Origin of the sequence: Sphingomonas sp. 8AM, assembly GCF_902506455.1 — a bacterium.
In the GTDB taxonomy this organism is placed as follows: domain Bacteria; phylum Pseudomonadota; class Alphaproteobacteria; order Sphingomonadales; family Sphingomonadaceae; genus Sphingomonas.
The window spans coordinates 1-23,433 of sequence record NZ_LR733845.1 but is presented as its reverse complement, the minus strand read 5'-3'; the positions used below and the strand labels follow the sequence as shown (position 1 = coordinate 23,433).

General features: G+C 66.0%; 32 protein-coding genes. 4 read left to right on the top strand and 28 right to left on the bottom strand.

The features are described from left to right. Nucleotides 1-340: 340 nt before the first annotated feature. Nucleotides 341-1,468 carry a hypothetical protein gene (locus BACI71_RS17345; RefSeq protein WP_159761407.1) on the top strand — a complete coding sequence of 376 codons (1,128 nt, stop codon included), beginning with the start codon at nt 341-343 and terminating at the stop codon, nt 1,466-1,468. 25 nt (nt 1,469-1,493) lie between these two features. On the opposite strand, the gene BACI71_RS17340 is transcribed toward BACI71_RS17345, so the two are convergent. The 13 genes from BACI71_RS17340 to BACI71_RS17285 form a co-directional block, all read right to left on the bottom strand. After that, complete coding sequence (locus BACI71_RS17340) at nt 1,494-3,101, bottom strand: recombinase family protein (protein ID WP_159761405.1); 1,608 nt, start codon at nt 3,099-3,101, stop codon at nt 1,494-1,496. 93 nt (nt 3,102-3,194) lie between these two features. Beyond that, nucleotides 3,195-4,187 (bottom strand): MT-A70 family methyltransferase, encoded by a 993-nt coding sequence (locus BACI71_RS17335; protein ID WP_159761403.1) that lies wholly within the window; start codon nt 4,185-4,187, stop codon nt 3,195-3,197. Continuing rightward, entirely contained in the window at nt 4,187-4,420 is a 234-nt protein-coding gene (locus BACI71_RS17330; protein ID WP_236553096.1) for a hypothetical protein, read from the bottom strand. Before BACI71_RS17330 ends, BACI71_RS17335 begins: the two co-directional genes overlap by 1 nt. Further along, entirely contained in the window at nt 4,417-4,608 is a 192-nt protein-coding gene (locus BACI71_RS17325; protein ID WP_159761401.1) for a hypothetical protein, read from the bottom strand. Before BACI71_RS17325 ends, BACI71_RS17330 begins: the two co-directional genes overlap by 4 nt. Continuing rightward, on the bottom strand, nt 4,608-4,742 hold the full coding sequence (locus BACI71_RS18100) for a hypothetical protein (protein WP_268894079.1): 135 nt from the start codon (nt 4,740-4,742) through the stop codon (nt 4,608-4,610). The genes BACI71_RS17325 and BACI71_RS18100 overlap by 1 nt, the downstream gene beginning before the upstream one ends. Next, on the bottom strand, nt 4,739-5,266 hold the full coding sequence (locus BACI71_RS17320) for a hypothetical protein (RefSeq protein WP_159761399.1): 528 nt from the start codon (nt 5,264-5,266) through the stop codon (nt 4,739-4,741). Before BACI71_RS17320 ends, BACI71_RS18100 begins: the two co-directional genes overlap by 4 nt. Next, complete coding sequence (locus tag BACI71_RS17995) at nt 5,263-5,616, bottom strand: DUF2312 domain-containing protein (protein ID WP_328804097.1); 354 nt, start codon at nt 5,614-5,616, stop codon at nt 5,263-5,265. Before BACI71_RS17995 ends, BACI71_RS17320 begins: the two co-directional genes overlap by 4 nt. 11 nt (nt 5,617-5,627) lie before the next feature. Beyond that, nucleotides 5,628-5,894: a hypothetical protein gene (locus BACI71_RS17310; protein WP_159761397.1), complete on the bottom strand. Its 267-nt coding sequence runs from the start codon at nt 5,892-5,894 to the stop codon at nt 5,628-5,630. Next, a complete protein-coding gene (locus tag BACI71_RS17305) occupies nt 5,894-6,349 on the bottom strand; it encodes a hypothetical protein (RefSeq protein ID WP_159761395.1) in 456 nt (151 codons plus the stop codon). The genes BACI71_RS17310 and BACI71_RS17305 overlap by 1 nt, the downstream gene beginning before the upstream one ends. A gap of 14 nt (nt 6,350-6,363) precedes the next feature. Further along, nucleotides 6,364-9,066 (bottom strand): toprim domain-containing protein, encoded by a 2,703-nt coding sequence (locus BACI71_RS17300; RefSeq protein ID WP_236553095.1) that lies wholly within the window; start codon nt 9,064-9,066, stop codon nt 6,364-6,366. A gap of 127 nt (nt 9,067-9,193) precedes the next feature. After that, complete coding sequence (locus tag BACI71_RS17295) at nt 9,194-9,472, bottom strand: ogr/Delta-like zinc finger family protein (protein ID WP_159761391.1); 279 nt, start codon at nt 9,470-9,472, stop codon at nt 9,194-9,196. Between the two features lie 26 nt (nt 9,473-9,498). After that, nucleotides 9,499-9,993 (bottom strand): hypothetical protein, encoded by a 495-nt coding sequence (locus BACI71_RS17290; protein ID WP_159761389.1) that lies wholly within the window; start codon nt 9,991-9,993, stop codon nt 9,499-9,501. Then, nucleotides 9,990-10,283 carry a transcriptional regulator gene (locus BACI71_RS17285; RefSeq protein ID WP_159761387.1) on the bottom strand — a complete coding sequence of 98 codons (294 nt, stop codon included), beginning with the start codon at nt 10,281-10,283 and terminating at the stop codon, nt 9,990-9,992. Before BACI71_RS17285 ends, BACI71_RS17290 begins: the two co-directional genes overlap by 4 nt. A gap of 84 nt (nt 10,284-10,367) precedes the next feature. Between BACI71_RS17285 and BACI71_RS17280 the strand changes: the two genes are divergently transcribed. Beyond that, nucleotides 10,368-11,024, top strand: a complete 657-nt coding sequence (locus BACI71_RS17280) for an XRE family transcriptional regulator (protein WP_159761385.1) — start codon at nt 10,368-10,370, stop codon at nt 11,022-11,024. Here the strand turns inward: BACI71_RS17280 and BACI71_RS17275 are convergent. Next, nucleotides 10,932-11,522 (bottom strand): HIRAN domain-containing protein, encoded by a 591-nt coding sequence (locus BACI71_RS17275; RefSeq protein WP_159761383.1) that lies wholly within the window; start codon nt 11,520-11,522, stop codon nt 10,932-10,934. The two genes, BACI71_RS17280 and BACI71_RS17275, sit on opposite strands and share 93 nt — an antisense overlap. Nucleotides 11,523-11,590: 68 nt before the next feature. Here BACI71_RS17275 and BACI71_RS17270 point away from each other — a divergent pair, with 68 nt between their 5' ends. Together BACI71_RS17270 and BACI71_RS17265 are read left to right on the top strand one after the other, a co-directional pair. Beyond that, complete coding sequence (locus BACI71_RS17270; protein ID WP_236553094.1) at nt 11,591-11,833, top strand: hypothetical protein; 243 nt, start codon at nt 11,591-11,593, stop codon at nt 11,831-11,833. Continuing rightward, nucleotides 11,830-12,081 (top strand): hypothetical protein, encoded by a 252-nt coding sequence (locus BACI71_RS17265; protein ID WP_159761381.1) that lies wholly within the window; start codon nt 11,830-11,832, stop codon nt 12,079-12,081. Before BACI71_RS17270 ends, BACI71_RS17265 begins: the two co-directional genes overlap by 4 nt. Before the next feature lie 3 nt (nt 12,082-12,084). Here BACI71_RS17265 and BACI71_RS17260 read toward each other — a convergent pair whose 3' ends face one another. The 14 genes from BACI71_RS17260 to BACI71_RS17195 all read right to left on the bottom strand — a co-directional run bounded on the left by BACI71_RS17260 (nt 12,085) and on the right by BACI71_RS17195 (nt 23,309). Beyond that, nucleotides 12,085-13,125, bottom strand: coding sequence for a contractile injection system protein, VgrG/Pvc8 family (locus BACI71_RS17260; RefSeq protein ID WP_159761379.1), 1,041 nt, complete (start codon nt 13,123-13,125; stop codon nt 12,085-12,087). Further along, nucleotides 13,122-13,523, bottom strand: a complete 402-nt coding sequence (locus BACI71_RS17255; protein WP_159761377.1) for a phage tail protein — start codon at nt 13,521-13,523, stop codon at nt 13,122-13,124. The genes BACI71_RS17260 and BACI71_RS17255 overlap by 4 nt, the downstream gene beginning before the upstream one ends. Next, nucleotides 13,520-16,018, bottom strand: a complete 2,499-nt coding sequence (locus BACI71_RS17250) for a phage tail tape measure protein (RefSeq protein ID WP_236553093.1) — start codon at nt 16,016-16,018, stop codon at nt 13,520-13,522. The genes BACI71_RS17255 and BACI71_RS17250 overlap by 4 nt, the downstream gene beginning before the upstream one ends. A gap of 4 nt (nt 16,019-16,022) precedes the next feature. Then, complete coding sequence (locus BACI71_RS17245) at nt 16,023-16,157, bottom strand: GpE family phage tail protein (protein WP_159761375.1); 135 nt, start codon at nt 16,155-16,157, stop codon at nt 16,023-16,025. Between the two features lie 8 nt (nt 16,158-16,165). Continuing rightward, nucleotides 16,166-16,504: a phage tail assembly protein gene (locus tag BACI71_RS17240; protein ID WP_159761373.1), complete on the bottom strand. Its 339-nt coding sequence runs from the start codon at nt 16,502-16,504 to the stop codon at nt 16,166-16,168. Between the two features lie 86 nt (nt 16,505-16,590). Next, entirely contained in the window at nt 16,591-17,097 is a 507-nt protein-coding gene (locus BACI71_RS17235) for a phage major tail tube protein (RefSeq protein WP_159761371.1), read from the bottom strand. 42 nt (nt 17,098-17,139) lie between these two features. Next, nucleotides 17,140-18,324, bottom strand: coding sequence for a phage tail sheath subtilisin-like domain-containing protein (locus BACI71_RS17230; RefSeq protein ID WP_201297513.1), 1,185 nt, complete (start codon nt 18,322-18,324; stop codon nt 17,140-17,142). Nucleotides 18,325-18,335: 11 nt separating this feature from the next. Continuing rightward, complete coding sequence (locus BACI71_RS17225) at nt 18,336-18,680, bottom strand: GPW/gp25 family protein (protein WP_328804095.1); 345 nt, start codon at nt 18,678-18,680, stop codon at nt 18,336-18,338. Nucleotides 18,681-18,685: 5 nt separating this feature from the next. Further along, on the bottom strand, nt 18,686-19,237 hold the full coding sequence (locus BACI71_RS17220; protein ID WP_236553092.1) for a phage baseplate assembly protein V: 552 nt from the start codon (nt 19,235-19,237) through the stop codon (nt 18,686-18,688). An 84-nt stretch (nt 19,238-19,321) separates the two neighbouring features. Further along, nucleotides 19,322-19,561 carry a hypothetical protein gene (locus BACI71_RS17215; protein ID WP_159761367.1) on the bottom strand — a complete coding sequence of 80 codons (240 nt, stop codon included), beginning with the start codon at nt 19,559-19,561 and terminating at the stop codon, nt 19,322-19,324. Beyond that, nucleotides 19,558-20,025 (bottom strand): hypothetical protein, encoded by a 468-nt coding sequence (locus BACI71_RS17210; RefSeq protein WP_159761365.1) that lies wholly within the window; start codon nt 20,023-20,025, stop codon nt 19,558-19,560. The genes BACI71_RS17215 and BACI71_RS17210 overlap by 4 nt, the downstream gene beginning before the upstream one ends. 13 nt (nt 20,026-20,038) lie before the next feature. Continuing rightward, nucleotides 20,039-22,267, bottom strand: a complete 2,229-nt coding sequence (locus tag BACI71_RS17205) for a gp53-like domain-containing protein (RefSeq protein ID WP_159761363.1) — start codon at nt 22,265-22,267, stop codon at nt 20,039-20,041. A gap of 8 nt (nt 22,268-22,275) precedes the next feature. Continuing rightward, complete coding sequence (locus BACI71_RS17200; protein WP_159761361.1) at nt 22,276-22,812, bottom strand: phage tail protein I; 537 nt, start codon at nt 22,810-22,812, stop codon at nt 22,276-22,278. Further along, the gene (locus tag BACI71_RS17195; RefSeq protein ID WP_236553091.1) at nt 22,809-23,309 is read right to left on the bottom strand and encodes a baseplate assembly protein; all 501 of its coding nucleotides are present in this window, start codon (nt 23,307-23,309) and stop codon (nt 22,809-22,811) included. Before BACI71_RS17195 ends, BACI71_RS17200 begins: the two co-directional genes overlap by 4 nt. Between the last annotated feature and the right edge of the window lie 124 nt (nt 23,310-23,433).

Below are 23,433 nucleotides of genomic sequence, written 5' to 3'. Positions count from 1 at the left end.
GCTCACGCAAATCATCCGAATAGGCTCGACCCACACCTGCCGACCTCCGCACGGCCAGCACCTTGAATCAGACTTCCAGCGCCGTGTGAATCCCCGATCGACTCCGCTCAGATGACTCAGACTCTAGCTGCCTTTGGGCGGCCGGAGGTCTTGGCAAGGCTTATCCTCTATCGCGGCGGTGACGCGCGACAGGAAGGAGCGATTGCAAGCCTTGATGCTGGAGCGGGTGAAGTGAATTGGTCAGTGGCACATGTGGCACGGCCAGATCGACGGTTCTGGCATGGAGGATCGCGGTAGGCTATCCACGCCGAAGTAAGCTTCAGCAGGGGGGGCGATCTGCGTGATCGAGAAAGTCGGACACATCAAAAACCCTCTAACGGTCATAGCCATGTTCGCTGGCATCGCTGAAGTTAGTGGAACTGTGATCCTGCCCTTTCTAGACAAGCCGGTTCAAGCTACGTTCGTATGGTTCCTAATGCTCTTCCCACTCGTGCTGGTGTGCTCGTTCTTTGGGACACTTCTTACGAAGCACCACGTCCTTTATGCTCCCTCTGATTTCAAAGACGAAAGTCTATTTCGAGACACCTTCCAGCCGGCATCGATCCGGTTAAGGGCAGAGAAGCTAGCGGAGGAAGTAAACGCCGAGTTGGAGCCTGCCACAGTAGCCTTGGCTGAGATAGCAGCTTCGGATGATAGCCTTCAGGCTGTATCCGTAGACGTCAGTGATTTAGAAAGTGGACCATCTCTTCTTGTTCAAGTGAAGAAGGCCAGCACAGGGCGCGGTTTTGGAGCGTCTAGAACGCGGGCTTATGCCCAATCTATTATTGCCGACTCCGTGGCGATAGGCGAATTGTCCGCAGAGTATGGTGTGGCCTTCATTAGAGATGTCGCGCCAAAGGAAGTTCCTACGATAAGCTTCGACGCTGTCGCGCAAGTCGGTGAAAAAAAGCTTGTCGTAGAGGTCCTATATACGGGAAAAAGCATAAGTGCTTCGTCTGTGAAGAGCCGGCTTATGCACTTTCAAAAATATTATATAAATCTTTCCCGTAAAGATCGAGAAAAAACAAATTTCATATTAGCAGTTGTTTCAGACAGGGATAACCCGGCTCTCAGAAATGTTTGTAATCGATTAGTTGAGCAGGAGGCGGGGCATTATTCTTTTGGCGTCCTAACCAGATTCTTCGTAATGCCTCCAGAGGTTTCATTGCCGTACATCAATGAAATTGGCGACATCGAACCTTGGAAGATCGCAAGCTCGGCAACGGACGGTGAAATAGAGGTTATCAAAAAGAGACTTAATGAAATTTCAGGTATCGTCTTGCGAATTGACGTTGTCCAGCACGAAGTTGGCTCAACATGGGAAATTACTCCTGATCCAGCAACGGATCCGACTGTAATGTCAAAGCTGAGGCGCGCAGTTGATGCGTCATTTGGTAGCCACGGAGCGGATTGGAAGTCTGGACTCTAATCGAGGTGTTCAATGCTACCGTCAGTTAAGCGTTAGACGCAGACTTATTGAAGAATGTCAGGTGTGTGGATCCTGACCCGGTCGCCATGCGGATCAATTCTTCGAGCCGCCCGACGAGGTTTACATCAACGCCGCGCGCCTTCCCGCCCTTTGGCGTCAGGATGATGCGATCGATCAGCGCGCGAACCTTAGGAGCCGCTTCCTTATTTGCGTTGTCGGCCGCGAGGGTCGCCGCCAGCTCTTCAATCTGGCGGCGGTAGTCGTCGGCGATCATCGGGTGCAAGCCGATAACGGCAGGCGCCTCGATCCGCGCGAGCTGGCGGTCGGCCTCGTCGCGATCGGCGCGAGCTTTGCCCAGCGCCTCGCGGATCTCGGCGAACTCGCCGCCGCCATCCGCGACGATCCCGACCAGCCGATCGAGCTTGCGCTGTGCCTCGCTGCGACGTCGTTCCAATGTCGATCGTTCCCTCGTCCTCTCAACGAGCATTTTGGTATGATGCCGGTGATATTCGCGGACGTAGGTCGCTACGAGGTCGGGCGACAGCAATTCAGTGCGCAGCCAGTCCAAGACGCGATCCTGATAGGTACTGTCCTTGATCGTGCGGTTGTTCGTGCAGCCCCCGCCGTCGCGAAACCGTCCGCAGCACCAGTAATTCGTATCGCGCCTGATCCAGCCACCGCCGCAGACGCCGCATACCCCCAAGCCCGACAGCAAGTGCTTGGGTCGACGGGTCACATGCAGCGACTTACCCTCATATTGCTGGCGTCGCAGCTGGACGGCTTGCCATAGATCATCGCTGACGATCCGCAGTTCGGGGGCGGGCGCCTCGACCCACTCGTTTTCCGGGTTCGGCCTGATGGTTGTCCGGCGAGTGCGCGGATTGATGACCTTGCTGGTGCGGTTGTGGACCAATGTGCCGGCGTAAAGCCGGTTGTTGAGCATCCCGTTCTGGCGCTGCTTGTCACCGGAGATCGTCGTCTGACGCCATGTCGCGCCGCGGGGCGGCGGTACGCCTTCGTCGGTCAGCGCCTTGGCGATGGCACGCGGGCTGTCGCCGGCGGCATAGCGCTCGAAGATGCGCAGCACGATCGGTGCCTGAACCGGATCGAGTTCGCGCAGGCCGCGCACCAGCTCGCCGCGCTCGTCGATCTTGTTCGCGCGCCGGTAGCCGTAGGCGAGACCGGCGGGCGCCCGGCCCTGCGCCACGGTCCCCCGCTGCCCGCGCTTGATGCGGGCGCCCAGATCGGCACGGAAGCGCGCATCCATCAATGCCTTGAAGGTGCCGTTGATCTCGTCGATCACCCCATCCATCAGGGTGAACAGGCGACATCCAGCGTATTGCAGGCGTTCGCGGATGGTGAAGGCATCGCCCTGATGTCGCGCCATGCGATCGGTGGATTCGGTAAGAACCTGATTGATGCCGCCGGCCTCGACCCGGTTGAGCAGGGCGTTCAGGCCGGGGCGTTGACCATCCTCGATGCCGGCGGCACCGCTGATCGCATAATCGGTGAAGATCTCGACGATCGTCCAGCCTTCACGCTCCGCACGCTCCCGACACACCGCGATCTGATCCTCGATCGACCGGGCGTTCTGAAGCTGACTGGAATAACGGGCGTAAATTACCGTTTGCAACGGGCGATTCTCTGGATCGTAGTGCAGCTATGTCCCGCTCGACGGCGGCGCGCGCAAGGGCTTCGACAAGGTCGATCAGTTCGGGGGCCGCGCTCATGGCTCCGCCTCGGGCGTGAACCGGTCGACGTCATTGCCCCAAACGTCCCAGCCCGGCCGGCGCTGGCGCCCGAATAGCTCTGCATAAGGGCCGGCATAGAGCCGCTCGACGTCGGCATGCATCTGGTCGGGCTTCCGGCTGTGTTCCCGCACCGGCGCAACCAGAAGGTTGCGGATCGAACGCGACTGGACGCGGGGCTTCCCGATGGTGCCGACCAAATAAAACTCGGCTGCTGAGCGGAAAACGTACCCAGTGCCGAAGGCCCAGCGATCGCCGGTTGACGATTGCTTCGCCCATGCGCCGGCCGATTTGAAGGTGAACCCCCACTGCCCCATCAGCTCGATCGCACGATGCAGGAGCGGGGCCGTCGCCCACATGATCAGCGCGCAGTCGGGCGCGGCCAGCCGCGCGACGGGCAGTGCTGCCAGCTGGGCGGTCGTCAGGCAGGGATAGTGCGCTACGGGGTTCTTCTTCTCGCCCGCGGCCGAGCGGTTGAGGAAGCGCCATGGCGGATCGGCGAGGATGACGCCGTAGCGCTGCGGCACGAGGTCGCCGAACGGCCATGCGGGCAGCCGGGTGACCGGCGGCGCGAGCGGGGTTCGCTCGGGGCGAGTCCGGGTGCCAAGATCGCGGGTGCCGAACAGCTCGTGATTGCCGAGGCGGGCGAGCCGGCGCCGAGACATAGTCTCGCGCAGGTTCGCGACATGCGTGTCGCGATCATAGGCGAGATGGCAGCGCTGGCACATGGCACGCAGGTTCCCGTCGGCGCAGTTCTCCGGTGTGTCGTCGAGGTGGGCGACGGTCAGCACCACGGTCGAGCCGGTGACGCTGTGCGGCTTGCCGTTCAGCTCGCCGCACCTACCATCATGATCATGTCCGCATTCGCCCTGGCACTCGCAACGGTCGCCCGCGCGTTCCTTGCGAATGCGCAGGCTGATCGCCGGCCAGCCGCGCGGGTAGCGCGTTCGGTTCTCCGGGCTGATGGGCATCAGGCTGCCCCCCCGATCGCGTCCTCTATGTCGGTCTGCCGATCGTCCGCGGGCGCGCTGCCATAGGTGACGCACATCGTGACGTCGCACCACGTCCTATGCCCTGTCGCATCGTGATGGCGAGCCGCCACACCCTGTGCGTTCGGACCTGCCCACTTCGCCAACGATCCGTGGCAGACGAAGCAACCGCCCTGCGCAACGCGGGTGATGTAGGTGTCCCGCATCGCGCTCATGCCCTCACCTGCTTCCGCCGGAGCGCGCGCCGGCGTGCGGCTGCGGCTCGATACCCACGCTGGCGCTCGCGGTCGACGAGGCGCTCGACGATCGCGCTTTCGGCGTCGGTGAGGGCGCGGGTCCGGGAGATCGCCTCAAGCCTGCGCAGGTGCTCCTTTTGCAAGGGAACGGGCATGTAACCGCGCATCAGCGGCGCTCCCCGGACATGCGGCTGACGAGGATCATCAGGATGAAGGGTGCGGTGCAGATCGCGACGATGACGGCAAGCGTGATGCCGGCGATGCGGCGCCAGCGAGGCGCGGCGGTGGCGTGCGTGGTCAAGCGGCTTCTCCGTAGAGGTTGGCAGGCGCCGACGCCGGCCGGGCAGGCGCGTCGGGAATGGTGAGTTCGCCGGCGGGAACGGCCGGCAGGGAGACGGGCAGGGCGATCAGGCTGGCGATCGGGATCTCGGCCGCGAGCAGGCGTGCGCCGATCGGCGTGTCAGCCTCGTGGTGGATCAGGGTGGCGATTGCGTCGGCGAGGCCGAGCAGTTCCCAGTCGCCGGCAGCATCATAGGCGTTGCGGCGCGCGGCCGAGGCGAACGCCTGCAATGTCTTGAGCCGCTCGTGGTCCCATGCCCCGCCGGCGTCGCCGTCCCAGAGTGCACCGGGAGCGCAGCGAGTGTCAGCGATGCGCGACCAGCTCTTCGCGATGGCGCGGGTGATCCGCACCGCGTCGTTGGCCTGCTCGCGGGTGATCCGGCCAGCATCCAGCGCCGTGCGGACCTGTATGGTGCGCGCAGTGTGCAGGTGCCGGGCGACCATCGCCAGCAGCTCGAAGTCATGAAGCCAGCGGGGGGCGCTCATAGCATCCCCAGCGACTGCATATAGGTTTCGAGGATGCAGGCGTGTTCCTGATACTCTTCCCGCCTTTGTTTGCGGATGTTCAGGATGTCGCGGATCGCCTTGGCATCGTATCCGCGCGACTTCGCCTCCGCGAGGACGTCGGCGAGATCGTCCTGCATGCCCTTGATCTCTTCCGCCATCCGTTCGGCCCGCTCGATCAGCAGACGCAGCTCTTCGGCTGCCGTCTCTCCGTTCGTCTTGATCGGATCGGGCGCAGGACGCGCCTTGCGCTTGCGTCCGCCAGCCGGTTTGGCGACGATCGGCGTCGGAACGTGCACGACTGCGCCGCCGGGACCGCGCATCGTGCGCATGGTTATCCCGGTCATCGCAGCACCGCCGCGGCCATTGTGGCGACCGGCTCGATCAGGACGCCGGCGGTGAGCGACGCGGCAGCAAAGGCAGTCCAGCCGATCCAGCGGCCGGCACGCGCGCGATCAGCGTCGGCCTGCGCGCGGGTCACGACGTTGCAGGGCACGTTGTAGACGCGGCGCCGGCCGGCGCCGATCGGCCGTGAGACCGCGATGCGGTTGGTGCCGTGGCAGTGACGGCACGAAGCCGCATCGTGCGGGCGGTGATAGTGGCCGAGCATCAGCGCACCTCCGCCAGTGCGGCGTCGCGCTTCAGGCACGAGACGCACAGGTTCGCCACTGCCCAACCGGAGCTGGCAACGTCCCCTTCGGTGCAGGCGCAGCCGCGGCACACCTGCGGGTGGCGCTCTTCGGGATCACTGGCGAGCTGGTGATAGACGTCGACGTCGACGGGGATGAGGGCGCTGATCGCCTCGATCGTCCAGCGGTACCGTGCGCGCGCGCCGTCCGTTTCCAGCATGTCGATCAGCGCCATGGCCTCGTCGAGCGCAGGCACGCGGGCAGCGGGGCTGACAAGGTAATGCGGCTGGACTGCGCTCGACAGCCGATAGGCGAGATCGCGTCGCGACATGCCGGATCGAGCGCGGCGCAGGCGCAGGTAGCAGGCGGCGGTCATCGGCTCGACGAGACGCTGGACGCCGGGCTTGCAGCGGGGTGCGGGAGAAAAGACAATCATGGTCGTGGCTCCGTTCAACGGGCGTTGCTGGTGGGCTGGGCGAAGTCCGGGTTGCGAAAGACCCATGCGTTGACGGTCTTGTCGGTCCGGCTGTTGACCGACTTCACGGCGCAGAATTTGCGGCGCTTGCTGGTCTTCAGAAGGCGTTTCAGCTCGACCGCGGTGCACGGGAGCTGAAGTTTCATGTCCGCGCATTTGCGCTCGAAATCGACGAGACTGATCGCGTGGACATCGGGGGTGCGGCTGTGGTCGACGGGCCGATCCGGCTGTGGACCTTCCTGCGCGCGCAAATAGTCGAACAGCTCCCAGAATCGGTCGACGTGTGGATGGTCGCTCTCGACAGTGCGCTGGCGTTCTTCCAGCATCGTCAGGACGAACTGGTGTGTCTCTTCCACCTGCGCGTCCGTGAGGTTGGTGACGACGATCCGCATCGCATCGAGCATCGCGGCGATCTGGGCGTGATTCTTCGCCAAGCGGCCATTCCGGATGCCGGGGTGCTGGAGCATTATCCGCTCGCGCCGCCGAAAAGCCTCGCGATACGCGGTAAGGATCTGCTCTTCCTTGCGCACGACGTGCACGATGAAGCCGCTGATCTTCTCCATGTCGTAACGGCTCAGCTGTTCGCCGGCCGTCTTGCCAGCGTCACCGAAACGGCTCTTGTCGAAGTGGATCGCCATGATGCGCTCGCGCAGCGCGGGTGACGCCTCGACCGTGTCGTTCTGCGCGATGACGATCGCGCCGCGGAACGGCGGCTCGAACGTTTCCATGCCCCCGTTGGCGATGGCACGGGTGCGGACGGCGCGACCGTTGTAGGCGGTCTTCAGCTCTTCCCACTCGAAACGTCGGCCGTGCGGCGTCTCCTGATTGCGGTCGCCCTCGATCAGCACGACCGGGAGGTTGCCGACCTGCCCGAGCGTGCGGGCGATGCCGGCGTTGGTCGCCTTGGTCGGGTCGAAGCCTTCGTAGTTGGCGCGGCCGGCGAGCTTCCACAGGAACTCCAGCAACGTGGTCTTGCCGGTGCCGGGCAGGCCGGTCATCTCGAGGAAGGCGAGGCTGTCCTGCTCGCGGCGGACATGGTCGGCGAAGAAGCTCAGCACCCAGAAGGCGAGCGTCACGACGCCTTTGGGGCCATAGGCCGTCCAGAGCGGCGGCACCCATGACAGGTCGAGCGCGTCGGCCTGATAGTCGATGCGCAGCATCCGGTCGGTGGTGCGCAGCTTGACCGACTTCTTGCCGAGGACGAAATAATCATCCTCGTTCGGCTCATGGACGCGGCCGTTGTGGACGGCGAGGTCGCCGAGGATCCACGCGCCGTGTTCGATCGAATAGCCGGTGTGCTGGATCGCATCGACCATGCGGATGGTCGACCATTGCCGGGCCATCAGCTTGTCGATCTGATACTGGTTGCCGGTCCACTGCGCGCCCGGCGCGATCGAGGCGAGCCGCTTCTTGAAATCGCTGCTGCCCGCGCAGGCCGCGCCGCTGAAGGTCGCCTTTACGGTGGCGCGATCGGACGGAAAGTCGATGCGCAGGTAATAGGCGCCCTCCTCGATGTTCGGGTCGCGCTGGTAGTAGAGCGTGCGGAAGACGCAGTTCGCCAGCTCGTCGATGTCGATGGCCTCGGCCGCGGCCTTGTTCCATTGTTCGTGGAAGGGCAGCGCCTTGAAGTCGTCGAACTCGGCGTCGTCGCTCTCCAGCCACGCCGTCATCACGCCCTGAATGCGCTCGATCGAGAAGTTCGCCCACAGCTGCTTACCGGCGAAGGTGAGCGGGAACGACGCGACGCGGTCGCGCTCGTAGAACAGCATCGCTTTATCGGTGGCGTTCTGCGCGATCGTCACCTCGCCGTTCCAGCGATAGGTGTCGAGATCCTCAGCGGTCAGCTTCTCGCGCTGCGCAAGGTCGTTCCAGTCGAGCTTGTCGCCCTCGCCGTCAGGGCGGACCTGCGCCGCGCCACACGCCCAGCCGGCCTCGCGGGCCGTTTTGACATGCGCGCGGGTCCAGCGTGTGCCAGCGGCGCCGACGTCGAGCGCCCAGACGAGCAGCGGCGTGCCGCGGTTCTGTGCCGCCGCAGCAGTGCGCAGCTCGTGCAGCATCAGCTCGGGATAATTGTTGCACGTCATGAGGCTGACGGCGCGCTTGCCGGCGTCGCGGAAGGCGGCGGACTGGTTGAGCGCAATGGCGTCGAAGATGCCCTCGACCAGCCACAGCTCGGTCACCGTGGCGAGTGTCGCCATAGTGTCGCCCGGCATCGTCCACCAGCGGCCCTTATAGTCGAGCCCGTAGCTGAAGCGGGCCTTCTTCTTGTCGAACCGCGACGGCTGGTCGATCAGCCTTTCCCAATAGCCGTTGCCAAACGGAAAGCGGACGGTGGCGCTGGTCAGATTGCGTTCGCGGTCCGTGTACCATTCCTGCGCATAGGCGCCGCGCAGGCCTGCCAGATCGAAACCGCGGGCGTGCAGCAGGTAGGCGTCGGCGGCAGCGTGCGGGTTCTGGGGCGTCTGCTGATGGCGCTTCGACCAATTGTCGAAGATATCGGGATACAGTTCCTTGACGTGGAACTCGGCACCGCAGCGGTTCTGCCGTCCGCAACGCAGCACCCACGGCTTGTCGAACCCGGTATACAGCTCTTTCTTGTCGCAGGCCGGGCAGCGGCCCTGACGAAGATACTTGCCGCTCTCCTTGAACTTGTAGTCGTTCAGGAGGCGTTTCAGCACTTCACGGTGGATGTCAGGAAACAAGGGGCGGTCTTTCGCAGGCAAGGCGGGGGCGTCGCCGAAAGCGGGTTCCGCGATCGGCTGGCCGGTGACGGTGGTGGTGGGCGCGCGGGCGAACCCGCGGCGGTTAGCTCATGGGTTCGGCGTCAGCCGCCGGGGCGCGTTCATCGTTGGCAGGGATAGGCGCGTCGTCGTTGGCAGGCTTCGACCTGATGACGAGCGGGAGAGCGATGGCGGGATGCGGATCGAGGCTCGGCTGGATCGTGCGCACGGCGACGATCTGGCCGACGAACCGGAAACCGCATGTGTCGTTGCTGCACAGCAGGAGCAGCTCGCGCACAAGCCGCGTCTGCTGCTCGCTGGTGCGGATCTCGGCCGGATGCTGGCAGTGCGGGCAAACGATCATCGGCGCCCGCTTGGTATAGTTCCTTCTCACCGTGTAACCCCCGTCAACCCTGCGCCCGGCCCCGCGCCGGACCGAAGGAAGCTGGCGACCCGCTGCTGGAGCGCGTCGATCGCGGCGCCAGCTTGCGTCACCTCGGCGAATGCGCGGTGCGCATCCAGCGGCGAGGCGTTGGAATTGGTAAGTGAGAGGGCGGCAGCGATTGCCTCGCCCGTCTCGCGGGAAACGTTGCTGACGTCCGCGACCAGCGCGCGGGCGCAGGCGTCCTGACGTTCGATCACGAGGCCGAGCTGGAAGGCGAAGGCGTCGAGGAACGGAGCGCCGGCGCCGCCGGCCTCGCGCCATGCGGCGTCGAAGGCGAGCGCCTGATCGATCGGCGGCACCGTCTTGCTGGTCGGATGCGCCCATGCGTAGACGGTGCGCTCGGCGCGGCCCGCAATCTTCGCCGCAGTCGGGTAGCCGATCAGTCCGGCCACCTGCGTCATGGCACCAGCGAAGGTGAGGGGCGCACGGATATGGGTCACGCCGGTGCTCGCTGCGAAATCGAAGGCTGATTGCACGCGACACCGGTACGCTCAACAGGCATTCCGCTAGCCTGAGCATGCGGATAGATATCGGGGCGAAGATCGTGTTTGGAGATGCCAGTTTCACGTTCAACAAGCAGCACCAGCTCGGCCGGCAACGGAGTATCGTTGTTCAGCCAAAGGAAAATCGTCGACTGACGTCGGCCAATCATACGCCCGAAAGCGGATTGGCTGCCGGCCGCTCTGACCGCCCTAGCCAGCGGAGTCTCGGAGTGTGTCTCGATGCCCATTCCTGTTTACCTAACGGAGCACCGTTAGGAACGCAAGCGGAAAAGGTTTGCCCACATCTAACGGCGCTCCGTTAGAGCAGGGCGATGCAAATCGGGGAACGGATCGCTGAGCGGCTGGCCGCGCTGGGCATGTCGCAGTCGGAACTCGCTCGGCAGGTTGGTGTCGCGCAAACTACGATCAACGGGTTGGTGAAAGGTGAGTCCCGCTCGTCGGCGCACCTGCACAAGATTGCGAGAGTGTTGGGCACTTCCGTCGACTATTTGGCCGGCGAAACAAACAATCCGTCTAGCGATGCCCCGCCGGCCCCTTCGCCTGATCAAATTGCCGAGATGTTCGACCTAGTTCCCGTGGCGTCGATCGACATGGCATACGGGATGGGTGGAACGTTCGCGGACGGGCACATCAACGTCGAGGTGATGCATTTCCCCCGAACTTGGCTGGAGGCAATGACTAGGACGCCACCGGCCTCCCTTACTTGGGCGCGGGGGCGGGGGAATTCTATGTCGCCGACGATAGAGGATGACGATATCGTCTTGATCGATCGTTCCGATCGCCGCGTGCAGGATCAGGATGCAATCTGGGCTTTCACGATCGGCGACATAGCGATGATGAAGCGTCTGCGTGTGCGAGGCGAGAAGGTGACGATCTTATCTGATAACGATCGTGTCCCACCCGATGAGGCGCATCCCGACGAGATCAACGTGGTAGGGCGTGTTTCGCACATTATCAAACGGCTGTGAACGCACCTTCCGGAAGGATCCGCATTTCCAACTGGCGCGCCTACTAACGTTTGAACGACCCTCAGAATTCAATTTGGCTTCCCACTCCGGCCCATCATCGTCTGGCCAAAATCCATCGCTCGCCTCGGCCACTTCTTCCGGATCGAGCGGGCGTTCCGGGGCGAATGCGACAGGCGGCAACGACGGGTCGCCACCTCCAACCCGCACGCGCAGATAGCCGGCCGATTCCACAAGCCCTTGGTAGATTGCGCGAACCTCCTCGCCGTCTCGAATGCGCGAGCCGATCCATGGGGCCCGCTCGGCGGTCACATAGCCGACTTGCACGCCGGCCGGGCTGAAGACGGCGACCGCGTGCGGGTCGTGCCGGTTCCGCGGTTCCGGCCGCAGATCCATCGGCACGCCCGGCGGCAGCATTAGCAGCTCGGATCGGCGATTGCTTTTCGCGCGGTCGTCATTCGGAAAGTCGATCCCGACGATAGCCAACGTGAACTCGCGCATAGCCTCTTCCAATGAGAACAGAATAGGAACATATACGCCGGATCGAGGGACGAGTCGAGGGAACGGACATGGGTGTGGCGCTTCATCAGCGCGCGTTTGCGACCGCGCTTCCTGCGCTGGCGGCGATCGTCGGGGTACGATTCCGCGTGGTCGTACTGGGCTCGCCCAAGACGGCGTGGCGTAGCAGCAGCGACGAAGCGATGGCGGACGCGATCGACATGGGGCTGGCCAGCTGGGACGCGAGCATGCGCGCGCACTATCTGGCAGTGCCGGTCGAGATGGAGATCGACTTGGGCGATCGTCGGTCATGAGGCAGGTCAACGAAGACGAACTGATCTGGCGGATGCGCTACAATCTCAGCCGGCTTGGAGCTGGGATACGAAAGAACCTCGCCTCATCTAACCCTGATGTTCGTCGCCCAGCCGAGCAGCTCGTCGCCGAACAGCTGGTGCGCACCGCGCTGGCGCGGTTGGAGATCCTGTCGTCGGCGCCGCTACGTGAGGGAACGAACGTTTTCGAGCGCGCTGCCTATGGCGAGGGCGAAATCTCAATCGAGTAGCGGCTAGCCTGCGCTTTCCAGCGTGAGCGCGGTCTCGAACCCTCGCGAAGCGACCAGCTCGTGCGTGACGTCGCTGACGATCCAGCTCGTCGCATCGATCGGTGCCTTGAAGCCGCGCACAGTCACGGGCCGGTCGGGGTAGATCTCCAGCCGGCCCAGCGCGAGTCCGAGGTCCAGCTTGCGGGGCGCGCGGGTAGCGCGACCAAGCTCGGCCTGCGCTGCGGCGCGCGCGCCGGCCGCACTGGCATAGGTCCGCGCCAGCCGCCGCACCTCGCCGGTACCGCTGCCGACCTTGACCACCTGCTTCTTGGCGCCCTTGCGATCGTGCCATGCCGCCTCGATCGCGCCGGCCTCCTCGCGCTTCTCGATCCTGAAGGTATGTCGGTCGCCGTCGCGTCGGGTGATCGTCAGGCCGGGTATCGCCGCGCCGCTGGCGGTCACTGCCTTGCCGATCGGCGCGAAGATCAGCGCGCCGGCTTTCACGGTGGCAGTCGCGTCATGCTCCCGGCCGAGGCGGCGTAGCAGCGCCATGTCGCTCTCCCGGCTCTGCGCCAGCGCGGGCACCGTGATCCCTGCCAACGCGGCCGAGACACGCGGATTGAGCTTGTTGCGCGCCGCGACGGCCTTCACGATCGTCCCCAGCGTCGTCGATCGCCAGCTATGCTCGCGCCGGGCGCGGATCGCGCTGGTGAGGTCGGCCGAGCGGGCGCGGATCACGAGCTGGTCGGTGGGGCCGCTATGCTCAATCTCGTCGACCACGAAGGTGCCTTTGTCGACCAGCCCTACAGCCACGTCGGTGCCGCTCGCCCAGCCGAGCTGGACGGTGATCGTCGCCCCGGCCGGCGGGATCTCCAGTAGCCCGTCGCTGTCGTCGAGCGTCAATTCGAGCTGGTCGGCGTCACCGCCGCGCTTCTCGGACAGGCGCAGCCCGATGAGGCGCGCGCGGGGCGCCCGCCCGGCTGGGCCACCGGTGCCCTTCAAACGTGGGGTCAGATCCTTGCCGTCGACCGTGATGCGGTAATCGGCGACGTTCGCCTCGGTCATACGGCCACCGGCGCGGGCTGCGCGTCGACTTCGAGCAGGTTGAGCGTAAAGTTGATCAGCCGCGGCGTGCCATCGGCGAAGAAGGCGGTGTGGCGTTCGCTGATCTTCGTGATGACGAAGTTGCCGTAGACCGCCCCGGTGCCGGCGACGAGCGGCCATGCCGCGCCATCCTTGGCCATGTCGACCAGCTGGTCGATCGACGCGCGACCCGCCATCAGCTCGGCCGGCGCATCCCCCGATAGCGTGATCTCGTCATTGTCGCGCCCGGTGAACTGGACGGCATCGAGCGCGCCGACCCGCCCGGCGCGCGCGTGGCGCCACGAGCGCTCGCGTGCCAGCTCCTGATAGGCGATCGTCGGCAGCGAGAAGACGAACATGCCCAGCGCCATGAGGTTCATACGTCGGCTCCATCGGGATCGTCGCGGAAGGTCGAGCGGCGGGCGGCGGCGTTCTTGCGTTCCATGCGCTGCATCTCTTCGCGGATCGCGCGTGCCAGATCGTCGGCCGACTGGCCGGGGGCTTGCGTGATGTGGAAGTGATACTCGGCTGACGCGGCGGGGGCAGACGCCGATCGCGGCGAACTGCCGCGTCGCTCGATCGAGCGGAACTGCTCCAGCGCTCCTGCGCCGCGCGAGAGCGCCTGACGGGCACCGCTGGCGCGGGCCTCCATGTCTAGCCCCGGCGCGGCCACCGCGGCGCCGGCGGCGAACGTGCCGGCGAGCGCGCCTGCGACGCGCCGCACATTGGCGATCGGCTTGCGTGCGCCATCGTCCATGCCGCGGTCGAGCCCGGCCATCATGAAGCCGCCGAGCCCGGCAAAGACGCGGCTCGGCGAGTGGATGCCCAGCACGCCCTTGAAGGCGCCGATCGCAGCGCGGCCGAGCTGGACGATGCGTGCGATCAGCCGGTCAGGGCTCAGCATAGTCAGAAGCCCGTCCATCAGGAAGCGGCCGACGCGCGGTCCCCAGTCCATGATGAAGGCACCGGCGCTGGCGAAGGCGCCCTTCACGCCGGCCCAAAGGCTCGCAAAGAAGCCGCTGATGGCACCCCAATTCTGGTAGATCAGGTATGCCGCACCGGCCAGCACCGCGACACCTGCCACGACAGCGGCGACAGTAGCGATGATCGGAAAGAGCCCGACCGAGGCAGCACCCCCCGCCACACCCATCGCGACCAGCCCGGCATTGGCCATGGCGATCGGGCCGAGGGTCGCCGCCGCGCCGATCGCCAGCACGCCGAAGGTCACCATCAGGACGGCGAGCCCGGCTGCCGCCAGCGCCGCCCCCTTGGCGAGCAGCGGGTGGCGCTCGGCGGCACTGGCGACCCATCCGGTGAGCGCCGCCAGCTTCTCGGTCACACCGTTGACCGCCGGCACCAGCAGGGTGCCCATGTTTACCGCCAGCACCTTGGCGTTGATCGACAGCGCCTTGGTCTGCTGGTCGCTGTCTTTCAGACGTTCGGCGAAGTCGGTGTCGGTGGTGCGGTTCGCCTGCGCGGCGGCAATCGCCTCGGCGCGGATTTTGCGATACTCGCCCATGTTCTGGATCAGCGGGCGCAGCCCCTGCTGCACCTGCGCATCCTCGAACAGGTAGCCGAGCTTGCTGAGATCGCCCTTGAGCGCGCGGTTCGTCAGCTCGGCGAGCGCCTCGATCGGCGTCTTGCCTTCCTTATAGGCGCGCTGGAGCGCTGCGGGCAGGTCGACGCCCAGCTTGGAAAACGCCTTGTTGGTCGCCGGCGAACTGATCTTCTGCAGGATGTTGGCGAGGTTGGTGGCAGCGGTGGCGCTGTCGCCGGCACCCTTGCGCGTGATCTGCGCCGCAGCGGCGAGATCCGCGCCGGCGTTGACGCCCGTCTGCCCCAGCCCCTGATAGGCGGCGGTTAGCGTCGGGAAATACTGCGCCATGTCCTTGATCTCGAAGGCGCCCGACTTGCCGGCCTGTGCCATCGCATCGATCATCCGCCCGGTGTCGGCGATCGGCACCTTGAGATTGTCGTGCGCGGCGAACGCCGCCGACGAAAGGTCGGCGATCTCGGCCTTGTAGGCGGTCGCCGCGCGCCCGATCGGCTTCATCATCGCCACCGCCTGCCGCGGATCGAGGCCGAAGCCCGCCAGCACGTCGACGCCGGCTTGCAGATCCTCGGGCAGCTGGTTGGCGGCGCGCGCCGCGCCCAGCAGCTCCTTGCCCATGCGCGCGGCCTGCACGCGGCTCAGATCGGCCTTTTGTGCGATATCGGTCATCACCGATTCGAAGGACTGCGCGGCCTTCACGCCTTCCCATACGCCGGCTCCGACTGCGACGCCGCCGGCGATGGCACCAGCCCCGGCGCCGGCGATGTTGCCGGCCATGTCCTGCATCCGCCCGAACTTGGCGCGCGCGGCGCTGAAACGGCGCTGACGGTCGGCAAGTCGGTCGGTGCGGCGCAGCTGCTCTTCCAGCTCGCGATTGGCGCCGGCAGCGGCGGTACGCAGCTCGCGATCGTGGCGTGCGAGATCGTTGGTGGCAACGCCGGCGTCGCGCAGCGCGGTGCGCAGCTCGTGGAGCTGGCGTTCCTCGCCCTCGTGCTGACGGGTCAGGCTCGCCACCTCGCGGCGCGCGCGCTCCAGATTCCGCGTCATCGCCCGCGTCGGCGTCTCGGCCTGTGCCATGGCGCGCGACAGCTCGCCGACCTTCGACTTGGCGCCTTCGAGCGCGCGGCCGGTGGCGACCGAGTCGGTCTTGAGCTGGCGGAAGGCGTCGACGTTGCCCTTGGTGCGCTCGATCTCTTTCAGCCGGTCGCGCGCGCCCTTCAGTGCCGCGTCGGCGGTGCGCCCGCCGCTGGCAAGATCGCGCAGCGGCTTGGAGAAGCGGTCGCCGGCTTCGAGCAGCATGCGGATGCGGAGATTGCGGTCCATGCGGTCAGCGCGCCTTGGCGGGAGTGTTCATCGCCTTGAAGCGGTCGAGCGCGCGGGCGTGCCAGCGCATCAGCTCGGCTACAGGCATCGGGTCCATGGCGGCGGGCGACCAGTGGAAGACGGTCGCCACGTCCGCCATCGCCTCGTCTACGTCGTCGGCAAGGCTGCCTTCGCCGCCTTCGGCAGCAAAAAATCCATCACCTCGCCGCCGAGCTGGGTCAGGTCGGCCGGGTCCATCGTCGCGCCCTTGGGTATGACGGGCGAGGTGATGCGCGGCGCGATCGTCAGCAGCGCGGCGACGTCGCAATTGAGCAGCGCATTGATGGTGAGCCCGCGCAGCTCGCCCGACATGGGCTTGCGGACGTGGATCTCGGTACCGGCGGCGATCACCTCGGCACCGTTGAGGGTGACGGGGCCGTCGAGCGTGAAGCTGGCGATGGCGATGGCGATGGTCGAGGCGGCGGCGACGGCAATCTGTTCGGTCATGGCTCAATCCAGTGCGAGAAAGCGGCCGGCGCTGGTGAGGCGCCGGCCGAGGTGGGCGCGGACAAGGGGGTCAGCCCGCGCCGGGGTCAGAGGATGGCGGCGCGCTGCTCGGCGAGACGATCGATGCCGTCGACCATGAAGACCATGTTGAGGCGATCGATCTCGATGACGGTCACGCCGTCCCAGTCCAGCCGATAATAGGTGAGCGCCGACTTGACCTTGAACTCGCCCGGCTCGCCCGGCTTCTGTTCGCCGAACTCCATCTCTTCGTGCCGGCCGCGCGTGGTGATCTCGATCGTCGCGGTGCGACCGCTGGAATCGTCCTGATAGAAGCCGACGAAGCGCTGGTAGATGCCAGACGCCGACGTGTGGCCGAACTGGCGCAGGATCTCGCGCATCGGGCCACCATAGGTCGCCTCCTGTTCGAGCGCTTCACCGCCCATGTCGTACTTGATCGGACCGTCCATCGCCCCGCCGCGATATTCCTCCAGCTTGCGGGTGAGCGTCGGGATGGTGACCGCAGCCACCTCGCCGAGCCAGCTCTGGCCTTCGTTGAAAAGGTTCATGTTCTTCAGCAGCGCGGGCAACGCCATGGGTCAGCTCCGTTGATCGAGGGGGGAGGAAGGTCGCGCGCGTCAGCCCGCCAGCCCCGCCGCGAAGTCCGCGAGGTAGCTGTCGGTGATGCGCTGGGTGAGGTTCAGGTTTTCGAGCGGCGGAACCGGCGTGTAATCATAGTCGATCGCCAGCTTGCCGGCCGATAGATAGGCCGTGTCGTTCTTGCCGGCCTTCTGCTCGAACCATGCCCGGCCATCGACGATCCGGCCCTCGGCCTTCATCTGGCGCAAGCCGCCATTGATCGTCTCGACGATGTCCTTGACCAGCGACGGGCGCAGCGGCTTGTCGATCGCCCAGAGCAGGCCGCTCACGATCGTGTCGGTCAGCACGTCAGCAGTGCGGGCGGTCGACTCGAAGGCGAACAGGTCGCCGGTCGGCGCGGTGGTGCGATTGCCCCAGAAGCGATAGCCTGCCGGCGTGCGCACCAGCGCCGTCACTTCCTTGGCGGTCAGCAGGTTCGCCTCGCACGTCGCGTCCATGACGTCGAAGCCGATATCCTTGGTCAGTCCCAGCACGCCCTCAACGGGGACGTTGCTCAGCGTCTTGTGCCAGCCGGTCTCCTGATCGATCTTGGCCCGGAGGCCGAGCGCCCGCGCGACCGCGAAGCTGGTGGCGTTCGCCGCCGCGAGGGTGTCGAAGGCGACGAAGTCGGGGTAGACCAGCATCAGCCGGCGCGACGAGAAGGTGCCGCGATAGGCGATGGCGGCGGCGGTGTCGGCGCCGATCGCGCTGGAATAGGCAAAGCCGCGCAGCTTGTCGGCGACCGTGACCAGTGCGGCGGTGACCGCGGCGCTGTCGAGGCCGGGGCAGCCGAGGATGCGCGGGCGGACCCCCAGCTGCGCCTCGGCGGCGAGCAGCGCCTGCATGCCGGTCTTCAGGCCGTTGGCCGTGCCGCCGATGACGTTGGCGCTGGTGCCGGCGGCGTCGGCGCCGGGCGCGACGCGCACGACGATGACGGGCGCGCGAACCTGATCGGTGATCGCCTGAAGCGCGAGCCGCAGCGTGCCGGCGTTGCCGGCAACGCCGATCGCGGCATCAAGGTCGGCGACCAGCACCGGGCGGTTGAGCGGGAAGGCGGCGTCCAGTGCCGCGGTCTGGGCGCCGGCCGGGGCGGTCGCAGTTGCGACCATGCCGATAACGGCAGTCGCGACGGTGACGAGCGAGCGGGCGCCCTGATTAAGTTCGGTGTACGTGATGCCGTGCATATGCGGTTCCTTCAGGCGGTACGGGCGAGGGGGACGAGCAGGCGGGTGCGGGCGTTCGGCGCGGGCACGTCGAGGCGGGTCGCGTCGATCGTCATGGTGGTGACGCCGGTCGCGGCCGGTGCCACCGCGACGGCGGTGACGCGGATGCGCGGCTCCCAGCGGGCGAGCGCCAGTGCGGTCGCCGCGATCAGGCGCATGCGGCCGATCGCGTTCATCGGCTGATCCAGCAGCTCGGGCAGCAGCGAGCCGTATTCGCGCCGTCCGATGCGGCTGCCGAGCGGCGTCGACAGGATGTCCCGCACCGACTGGCGCAGGTGATCCTCGCCGCCGAGCGGCTTGCCGGTGCTGGCATCCATGCCGATCATTGTGGCGGACCCGAGACCGCGCCGCCGGCCTGCACCTTGGTGTGGATGTGATCCTTGAGGCTCTTGCCGCCGCCCACGACGTCGGTCGCAGCGGTAATGGTGTCGGTGCAGTCGAGCTTACCGTCGACCTTGACCGGGCCGTTGAGGCTGATCCCTGCCGGCGCGACGATCGTCAGTGGACGTCCGCCCGGAAGCGTGAGCTTCAGCCCGGCGCCGGCGGCGTCATAGGACAGCTCGGCGCCGTCACTGAAGCGGATCAGATCCAGCGCAGCGGTGGCAGGCGCGGGGTTCGCGTCGGAGAAAAGGCCGGGCAGAACGATGCCGCCTTCCATGTCGCCTTCCGGGCAGAGCAGCAGGCACTGCTCGCCGACGCTCGGCGCCGACCAGATGCGCGTCGTGCCGGCGCGCGCGGCAAGCCACGGCAGGTCGCCGGTCTCGATCTCGCCAACGCGCACGCGGCACGTCGCCGCGGCCAGATCGACATGGTCGATCGTGCCCAGCTGGATCAGGTTGCCGGCCAAGCGGCGAGGATCGGAAATGGCGGTCACGGTGCCGGACCATGCCGCCGTGCGCGCTGTCTCGCGCGTACCTGTTCCTGTGGAAACGACATTCCACAGGAACAGGTGGTAGCGTCAGGCGGGAACCGCCGGAGCTTCGGACTCCGGCACCGGCTCGGTGATCGCCCCGACGAGGATCTTCTGCGCGACGCCGCGCGCGACGTCGTCGATGCGGGCCTTGGTCGCGGTCTCGTTGTAGGCACCGTCCTTGTCGTGGCAGGCATTCACCGAGCGGTGATGCTGGATCTCGCCCTGCTCGAAGGTGACGGCCACGGCGCGGGTGGTGGCGTCATAGGTGCCGATCGTGATTTTCATGCTGCTGCTCCTTGGGTCCAGTGGGTGTCGTTCGCGATGTCGGCCTTGGCGAGCTGACGCGCCGTCATGGCGGCGAGTTTCTGTTCCAGATCGTTGGACGCTTCTCGGATCGCGTTGATCGCTGCCACCCGCGCCTCGATCGCTGCACGTTCGCTGCCTTGCGAGAGCGGCAGGTCGCGCCAGTCATTGAGCTGGCGCCAGAGCGGCGCGATCGCTTCGATCCGGTGCGCGGCCTCGCGCTTGGTGGCGGTGATCAGACGGGCGCGCAGTTGCTCGCCGTTCTCGGCCGGGCGGCGCGCGGTTGGTTCGCCGTCAAGGCCGGGGGTGATGACCTTGCCGGCGGTCTGCGCATCAAGCAGCCGGGCGTGTTCCTCGGCCGTGACCAGATGGGCGTCGTCTGGAAGCGTGGCGTGCACGCGATCGTCGAAGAAGCTGTTGCGGCTCGGGCTGTAGTGGATCGACATGGGTGCGGCCCTCCTATCGGCCGATGGCGAAGAGGCGTGGCCAGCTCGGCTCGCGGTCGGCGCCCGACGCGCTGACGAGCTGGCGCATGACGGTTGCGCCCTCGGCCGTGAAACTGATCAGCTGATAAACGGCGTGCGACTCGATGTTCGGATTGGCCACTTGCGTCGAGGTCATGACCTGAAAGCAGGTGTTGAAGGCGATCGGGAACGCCACGTACTGCGTTCCCTCCGAGCTGGCAGCCTGCTGCGCGCCGGTGACCCATTGCAGGATCAGCCCGTTCGGCAGCACCGTGTAGCCGTTGCCAGACAGCGAGCCGGGGAACGCGCCGGCGATGTCGGCCGCACCGTGCGTGTGAGCGGCGACCGGGAATGCGACCGGCTTGTTGAGTAGGTTGTTCCAGTCACGAACGTCGTCACGCTGCCAGCCGTCGAGCAGATCGGCGTCGAGACCGGAGCCGGCGCCATCATTGGCGGCATGCCAGATCGTGTTGTCACCGTAAGTGACCCGATTGGGATAAACCCGCAAACCATTTGCGGCATCGTAGCTGGGGCCGACAAAATAGTAGGTGAAGCTGTTTCCGCCGCCGAGCGCACCAAAACCGCCAAGAAACGTGCCGTCTCCGGCGCGAAAGTTATAGCCCGTCGACCAGCCGCCGGTATCGCCCCTGATCGTCATCGAGCCGCCGAATGCGTCATAGTCCAGCGGCCGGGCGCCGACGTTGCGGGTCAGGAAAGCGTCGGCATGCCGCCCATCGAGAAGGTCGGCGTCCAGACCGGACCCGGCACCATCGGTACCGGCATCCCAGACGAGATTGCCGTTACGCGACAAGCCACCGGTAATCGCAACGCCTCCCGGCCCCGCCGTCAGGACGTTTGTGCCGCCCGTTTGAAGGTGCAGCGCGCCGGCTCCATCATTCGCCAGCACCCCGCTGGTGCCGTAGAATTGCAAATACCCGCGACGTGACTGCTCGTCGGCGGAATAGAAAGAGATAAAGCTGTCCTTGCCCGCGAGGCGGATCGCTTCCTGAGCCTGAAATCGGACAAGGCCTGTGTATCGAGCGCCGGTAAGTAACGCGAACTCTGCGGCATCATGCCCATCGAGTAGGTCGGCATCGAGCCCCGACCCCGCACCGTCATTGCCGGCATCCCAGAGGGCGTTGCCTGCGCGGGTGAGCGGACCGCCGGCGACGTTGAAGCCGCGGCCGTTCTCGGACATGAGCTGGATCTGCCCGCCAGTGGGCGCGAAACCGATATACCCTTCGCGGGTGCTATCGCTCCGCCGAAACTCGACATAACCCGACGCCCCCGTCGTGCCGGAATGCGCAAGGGAGACCTGCCCCGAACCGCTCGGCGCAACAGAGATGTTCCCGGTGAACGTTCCGCCCGCGAGGAGTGCGAACGCGTCTGCATGGCGCCCGTCGAGCAGATCCGCGTCGAGGCCGGAACCAGCCCCATCGTTGCCGGCGTGCCAGATGGTGTTGTCGCCATACGACACTCGCGTTGGATAGACGCGCAGGTTGTTGGCAGCCTGATAGCCGGTGCCGACGTAAAAATAGTTGAGGGTGTTGTTGCCGCCGATAGCGCCGAAACCCCCGACTGTCGCGCCGGAGGCGCCCCGGAAGAAGTATCCGGTTTCCCAGCCGAACTGGTCGCCGCGGATCGTCATTGAGCCGCTGTTCGTGTCAAAGTCGACCGGGCGTCCGCCGACGCCGCGACGGATTGCGCGGTTGAGAGATTTGGGCGTGAGCGCCTTGGTTCGATCAACCGCCGCCAGCTCTTCGTCGTCGTCGGCGATCTCGATCACGCCAGCGCGCGCGAGCGTCGCCGCAGGATTGGTGAAATTGGCATTGCCGAAGGTGATCGCGGCTGCCGGAATGTTCGACAGCGCGATGTCGATCGCGAGCAACAGGAGCGCCTGCGCCGACTTCTCCACGATCGTGTCGGCCTGCCCGTAGAGCGCGAACAGCGTCCCGTCCGACAGGTAAAGCGCGAACGATCGCACCGCATAGGTCGCGCCACTCTCGTCGGTGACGGTCAGGTGCACGACGTCTGCCGCGGTCGCCTCACCGGCGATCGAGGCAATTCGCTTCACCTCGCCGGAAAGGGAAGCGGCATCTGGTGTCGCAGTGACAGCAGCGGGCGACACACCCACTGCGGCGATCCGGACGGCGCGAAAGCCGCCGTTCGCCTGATCAATGACCGCGGCGCGGCCGGCGTTGGTGATGACGAGTTGCAGGGCCATGGGTTTCCTCAGGCAGCGAGCATCAGGCGCGCGTGAACGGCCGGGCGCGCGGCGGCGACGAAGCCGAGCGCGCCGGCGGTCGAGAGTGCCTGGCTGAAGGTGAAGTGCGAGCGGGCGGGCTTGGTGCGCGCCACCTCGGAGATGACGGCATCGGCATAGGCGGCGGAAGCTTCAGGCCGCACGATGCCGTCGAGGCTGACGACGAGCGAGAAGGTGTGTGCTGGGCCGGGCGGCGTCAACTGCCACCACTCGCGCACCGCGACCGCGCCTCCGAAGCTGGCGACGACTTCACGCAGCGAGGCGGCGGTGCCCTTGCGGCGCTGGATGCTGATCGCCGATCGCACGCGGGCGCGCTTGATCGTGTCGGGCCAGTCGCTGTCCCATGTGTCGATCGACAGCGCCCACGCGAGAAACGGCAGCTGACCGGGCGGGCAGGTGTCGGGATTGACGAGCTGGCGCAGCGGCACCGGCACGTCGGAGATCCGCGCGACGCTCGCCTCGATCGACCGTTCGACTGGTGTGCTGTTCGGGGGCAAAAGGGTCATTCGCCGACCCCGCCGGGCGTGATGACGATCCCGGTGCACCACGTCGCCGCTGTCCGGTCGACGACAACATCAGCGGCCGGCTGGGTCAGCGTGACGTTGTGGACGCCCTCGACATGAAGCGCACCGAAGATCCCAGACCGGGTCACGTCGAGCCCGATTCGATGGCAGCGCGCGACATAGGCGTCGAGCCGCGCGCGGGCTTCCTTCAGGACGATCGCTGGGTCGGGACCACCATAGGTCGTGACGGTTGCTGCGATGACATAGGGGACGATCGTGGCCGAGCGGACCTGCACCATGTCGGTGAGCGGGCGGCGCGTGTCCGCCGATAGGTACGTGTCGACCGCATCGACCAGCGCAGCCGGGGCGGTACCGTCGGCGCTGCGCGACAGTATGGTGACGACAACCTGCCCCGGCGTCGGGCTGGTGGCGCTGGCGTCCAGCACGTCAGGGTTCGCCGACAGCGAATGGAAGATGTAGGCGCCAGCGGGACCGGCCATGACGTGCTCCCCTGAAACTCCGCCAGTTTGAGCTAGAGTCCGCCTTCGTGAGGAGACGGATGTGAAGAAGAGCAGGTTCAGCGAGGAGCAGATCATCGCGGTGCTGCGCGAGCAGGACAGCGGG

Bases quoted from the DNA above. Each gene is read 5' to 3' on its own strand.
- BACI71_RS17335 (WP_159761403.1), bottom strand. From the start codon at position 4,187: ATGCCCATCAGCCCGGAGAACCGAACGCGCTACCCGCGCGGCTGGCCG.
- BACI71_RS17330 (WP_236553096.1), bottom strand. From the start codon at position 4,420: ATGAGCGCGATGCGGGACACCTACATCACCCGCGTTGCGCAGGGCGGT.
- BACI71_RS17325 (WP_159761401.1), bottom strand. From the start codon at position 4,608: ATGCGCGGTTACATGCCCGTTCCCTTGCAAAAGGAGCACCTGCGCAGG.
- BACI71_RS17320 (WP_159761399.1), bottom strand. From the start codon at position 5,266: ATGAGCGCCCCCCGCTGGCTTCATGACTTCGAGCTGCTGGCGATGGTC.
- BACI71_RS17995 (WP_328804097.1), bottom strand. From the start codon at position 5,616: ATGCGCACGATGCGCGGTCCCGGCGGCGCAGTCGTGCACGTTCCGACG.
- BACI71_RS17310 (WP_159761397.1), bottom strand. From the start codon at position 5,894: ATGCTCGGCCACTATCACCGCCCGCACGATGCGGCTTCGTGCCGTCAC.
- BACI71_RS17305 (WP_159761395.1), bottom strand. From the start codon at position 6,349: ATGATTGTCTTTTCTCCCGCACCCCGCTGCAAGCCCGGCGTCCAGCGT.
- BACI71_RS17295 (WP_159761391.1), bottom strand. From the start codon at position 9,472: ATGATCGTTTGCCCGCACTGCCAGCATCCGGCCGAGATCCGCACCAGC.
- BACI71_RS17285 (WP_159761387.1), bottom strand. From the start codon at position 10,283: ATGGGCATCGAGACACACTCCGAGACTCCGCTGGCTAGGGCGGTCAGA.
- BACI71_RS17280 (WP_159761385.1), top strand. From the start codon at position 10,368: ATGCAAATCGGGGAACGGATCGCTGAGCGGCTGGCCGCGCTGGGCATG.
- BACI71_RS17275 (WP_159761383.1), bottom strand. From the start codon at position 11,522: ATGCGCGAGTTCACGTTGGCTATCGTCGGGATCGACTTTCCGAATGAC.
- BACI71_RS17270 (WP_236553094.1), top strand. From the start codon at position 11,591: ATGGGTGTGGCGCTTCATCAGCGCGCGTTTGCGACCGCGCTTCCTGCG.
- BACI71_RS17265 (WP_159761381.1), top strand. From the start codon at position 11,830: ATGAGGCAGGTCAACGAAGACGAACTGATCTGGCGGATGCGCTACAAT.
- BACI71_RS17260 (WP_159761379.1), bottom strand. From the start codon at position 13,125: ATGACCGAGGCGAACGTCGCCGATTACCGCATCACGGTCGACGGCAAG.
- BACI71_RS17255 (WP_159761377.1), bottom strand. From the start codon at position 13,523: ATGAACCTCATGGCGCTGGGCATGTTCGTCTTCTCGCTGCCGACGATC.
- BACI71_RS17250 (WP_236553093.1), bottom strand. From the start codon at position 16,018: ATGGACCGCAATCTCCGCATCCGCATGCTGCTCGAAGCCGGCGACCGC.
- BACI71_RS17245 (WP_159761375.1), bottom strand. From the start codon at position 16,157: ATGGCGGACGTGGCGACCGTCTTCCACTGGTCGCCCGCCGCCATGGAC.
- BACI71_RS17240 (WP_159761373.1), bottom strand. From the start codon at position 16,504: ATGACCGAACAGATTGCCGTCGCCGCCGCCTCGACCATCGCCATCGCC.
- BACI71_RS17235 (WP_159761371.1), bottom strand. From the start codon at position 17,097: ATGGCGTTGCCCGCGCTGCTGAAGAACATGAACCTTTTCAACGAAGGC.
- BACI71_RS17230 (WP_201297513.1), bottom strand. From the start codon at position 18,324: ATGCACGGCATCACGTACACCGAACTTAATCAGGGCGCCCGCTCGCTC.
- BACI71_RS17225 (WP_328804095.1), bottom strand. From the start codon at position 18,680: ATGGATGCCAGCACCGGCAAGCCGCTCGGCGGCGAGGATCACCTGCGC.
- BACI71_RS17215 (WP_159761367.1), bottom strand. From the start codon at position 19,561: ATGAAAATCACGATCGGCACCTATGACGCCACCACCCGCGCCGTGGCC.
- BACI71_RS17210 (WP_159761365.1), bottom strand. From the start codon at position 20,025: ATGTCGATCCACTACAGCCCGAGCCGCAACAGCTTCTTCGACGATCGC.
- BACI71_RS17205 (WP_159761363.1), bottom strand. From the start codon at position 22,267: ATGGCCCTGCAACTCGTCATCACCAACGCCGGCCGCGCCGCGGTCATT.
- BACI71_RS17200 (WP_159761361.1), bottom strand. From the start codon at position 22,812: ATGACCCTTTTGCCCCCGAACAGCACACCAGTCGAACGGTCGATCGAG.
- BACI71_RS17195 (WP_236553091.1), bottom strand. From the start codon at position 23,309: ATGGCCGGTCCCGCTGGCGCCTACATCTTCCATTCGCTGTCGGCGAAC.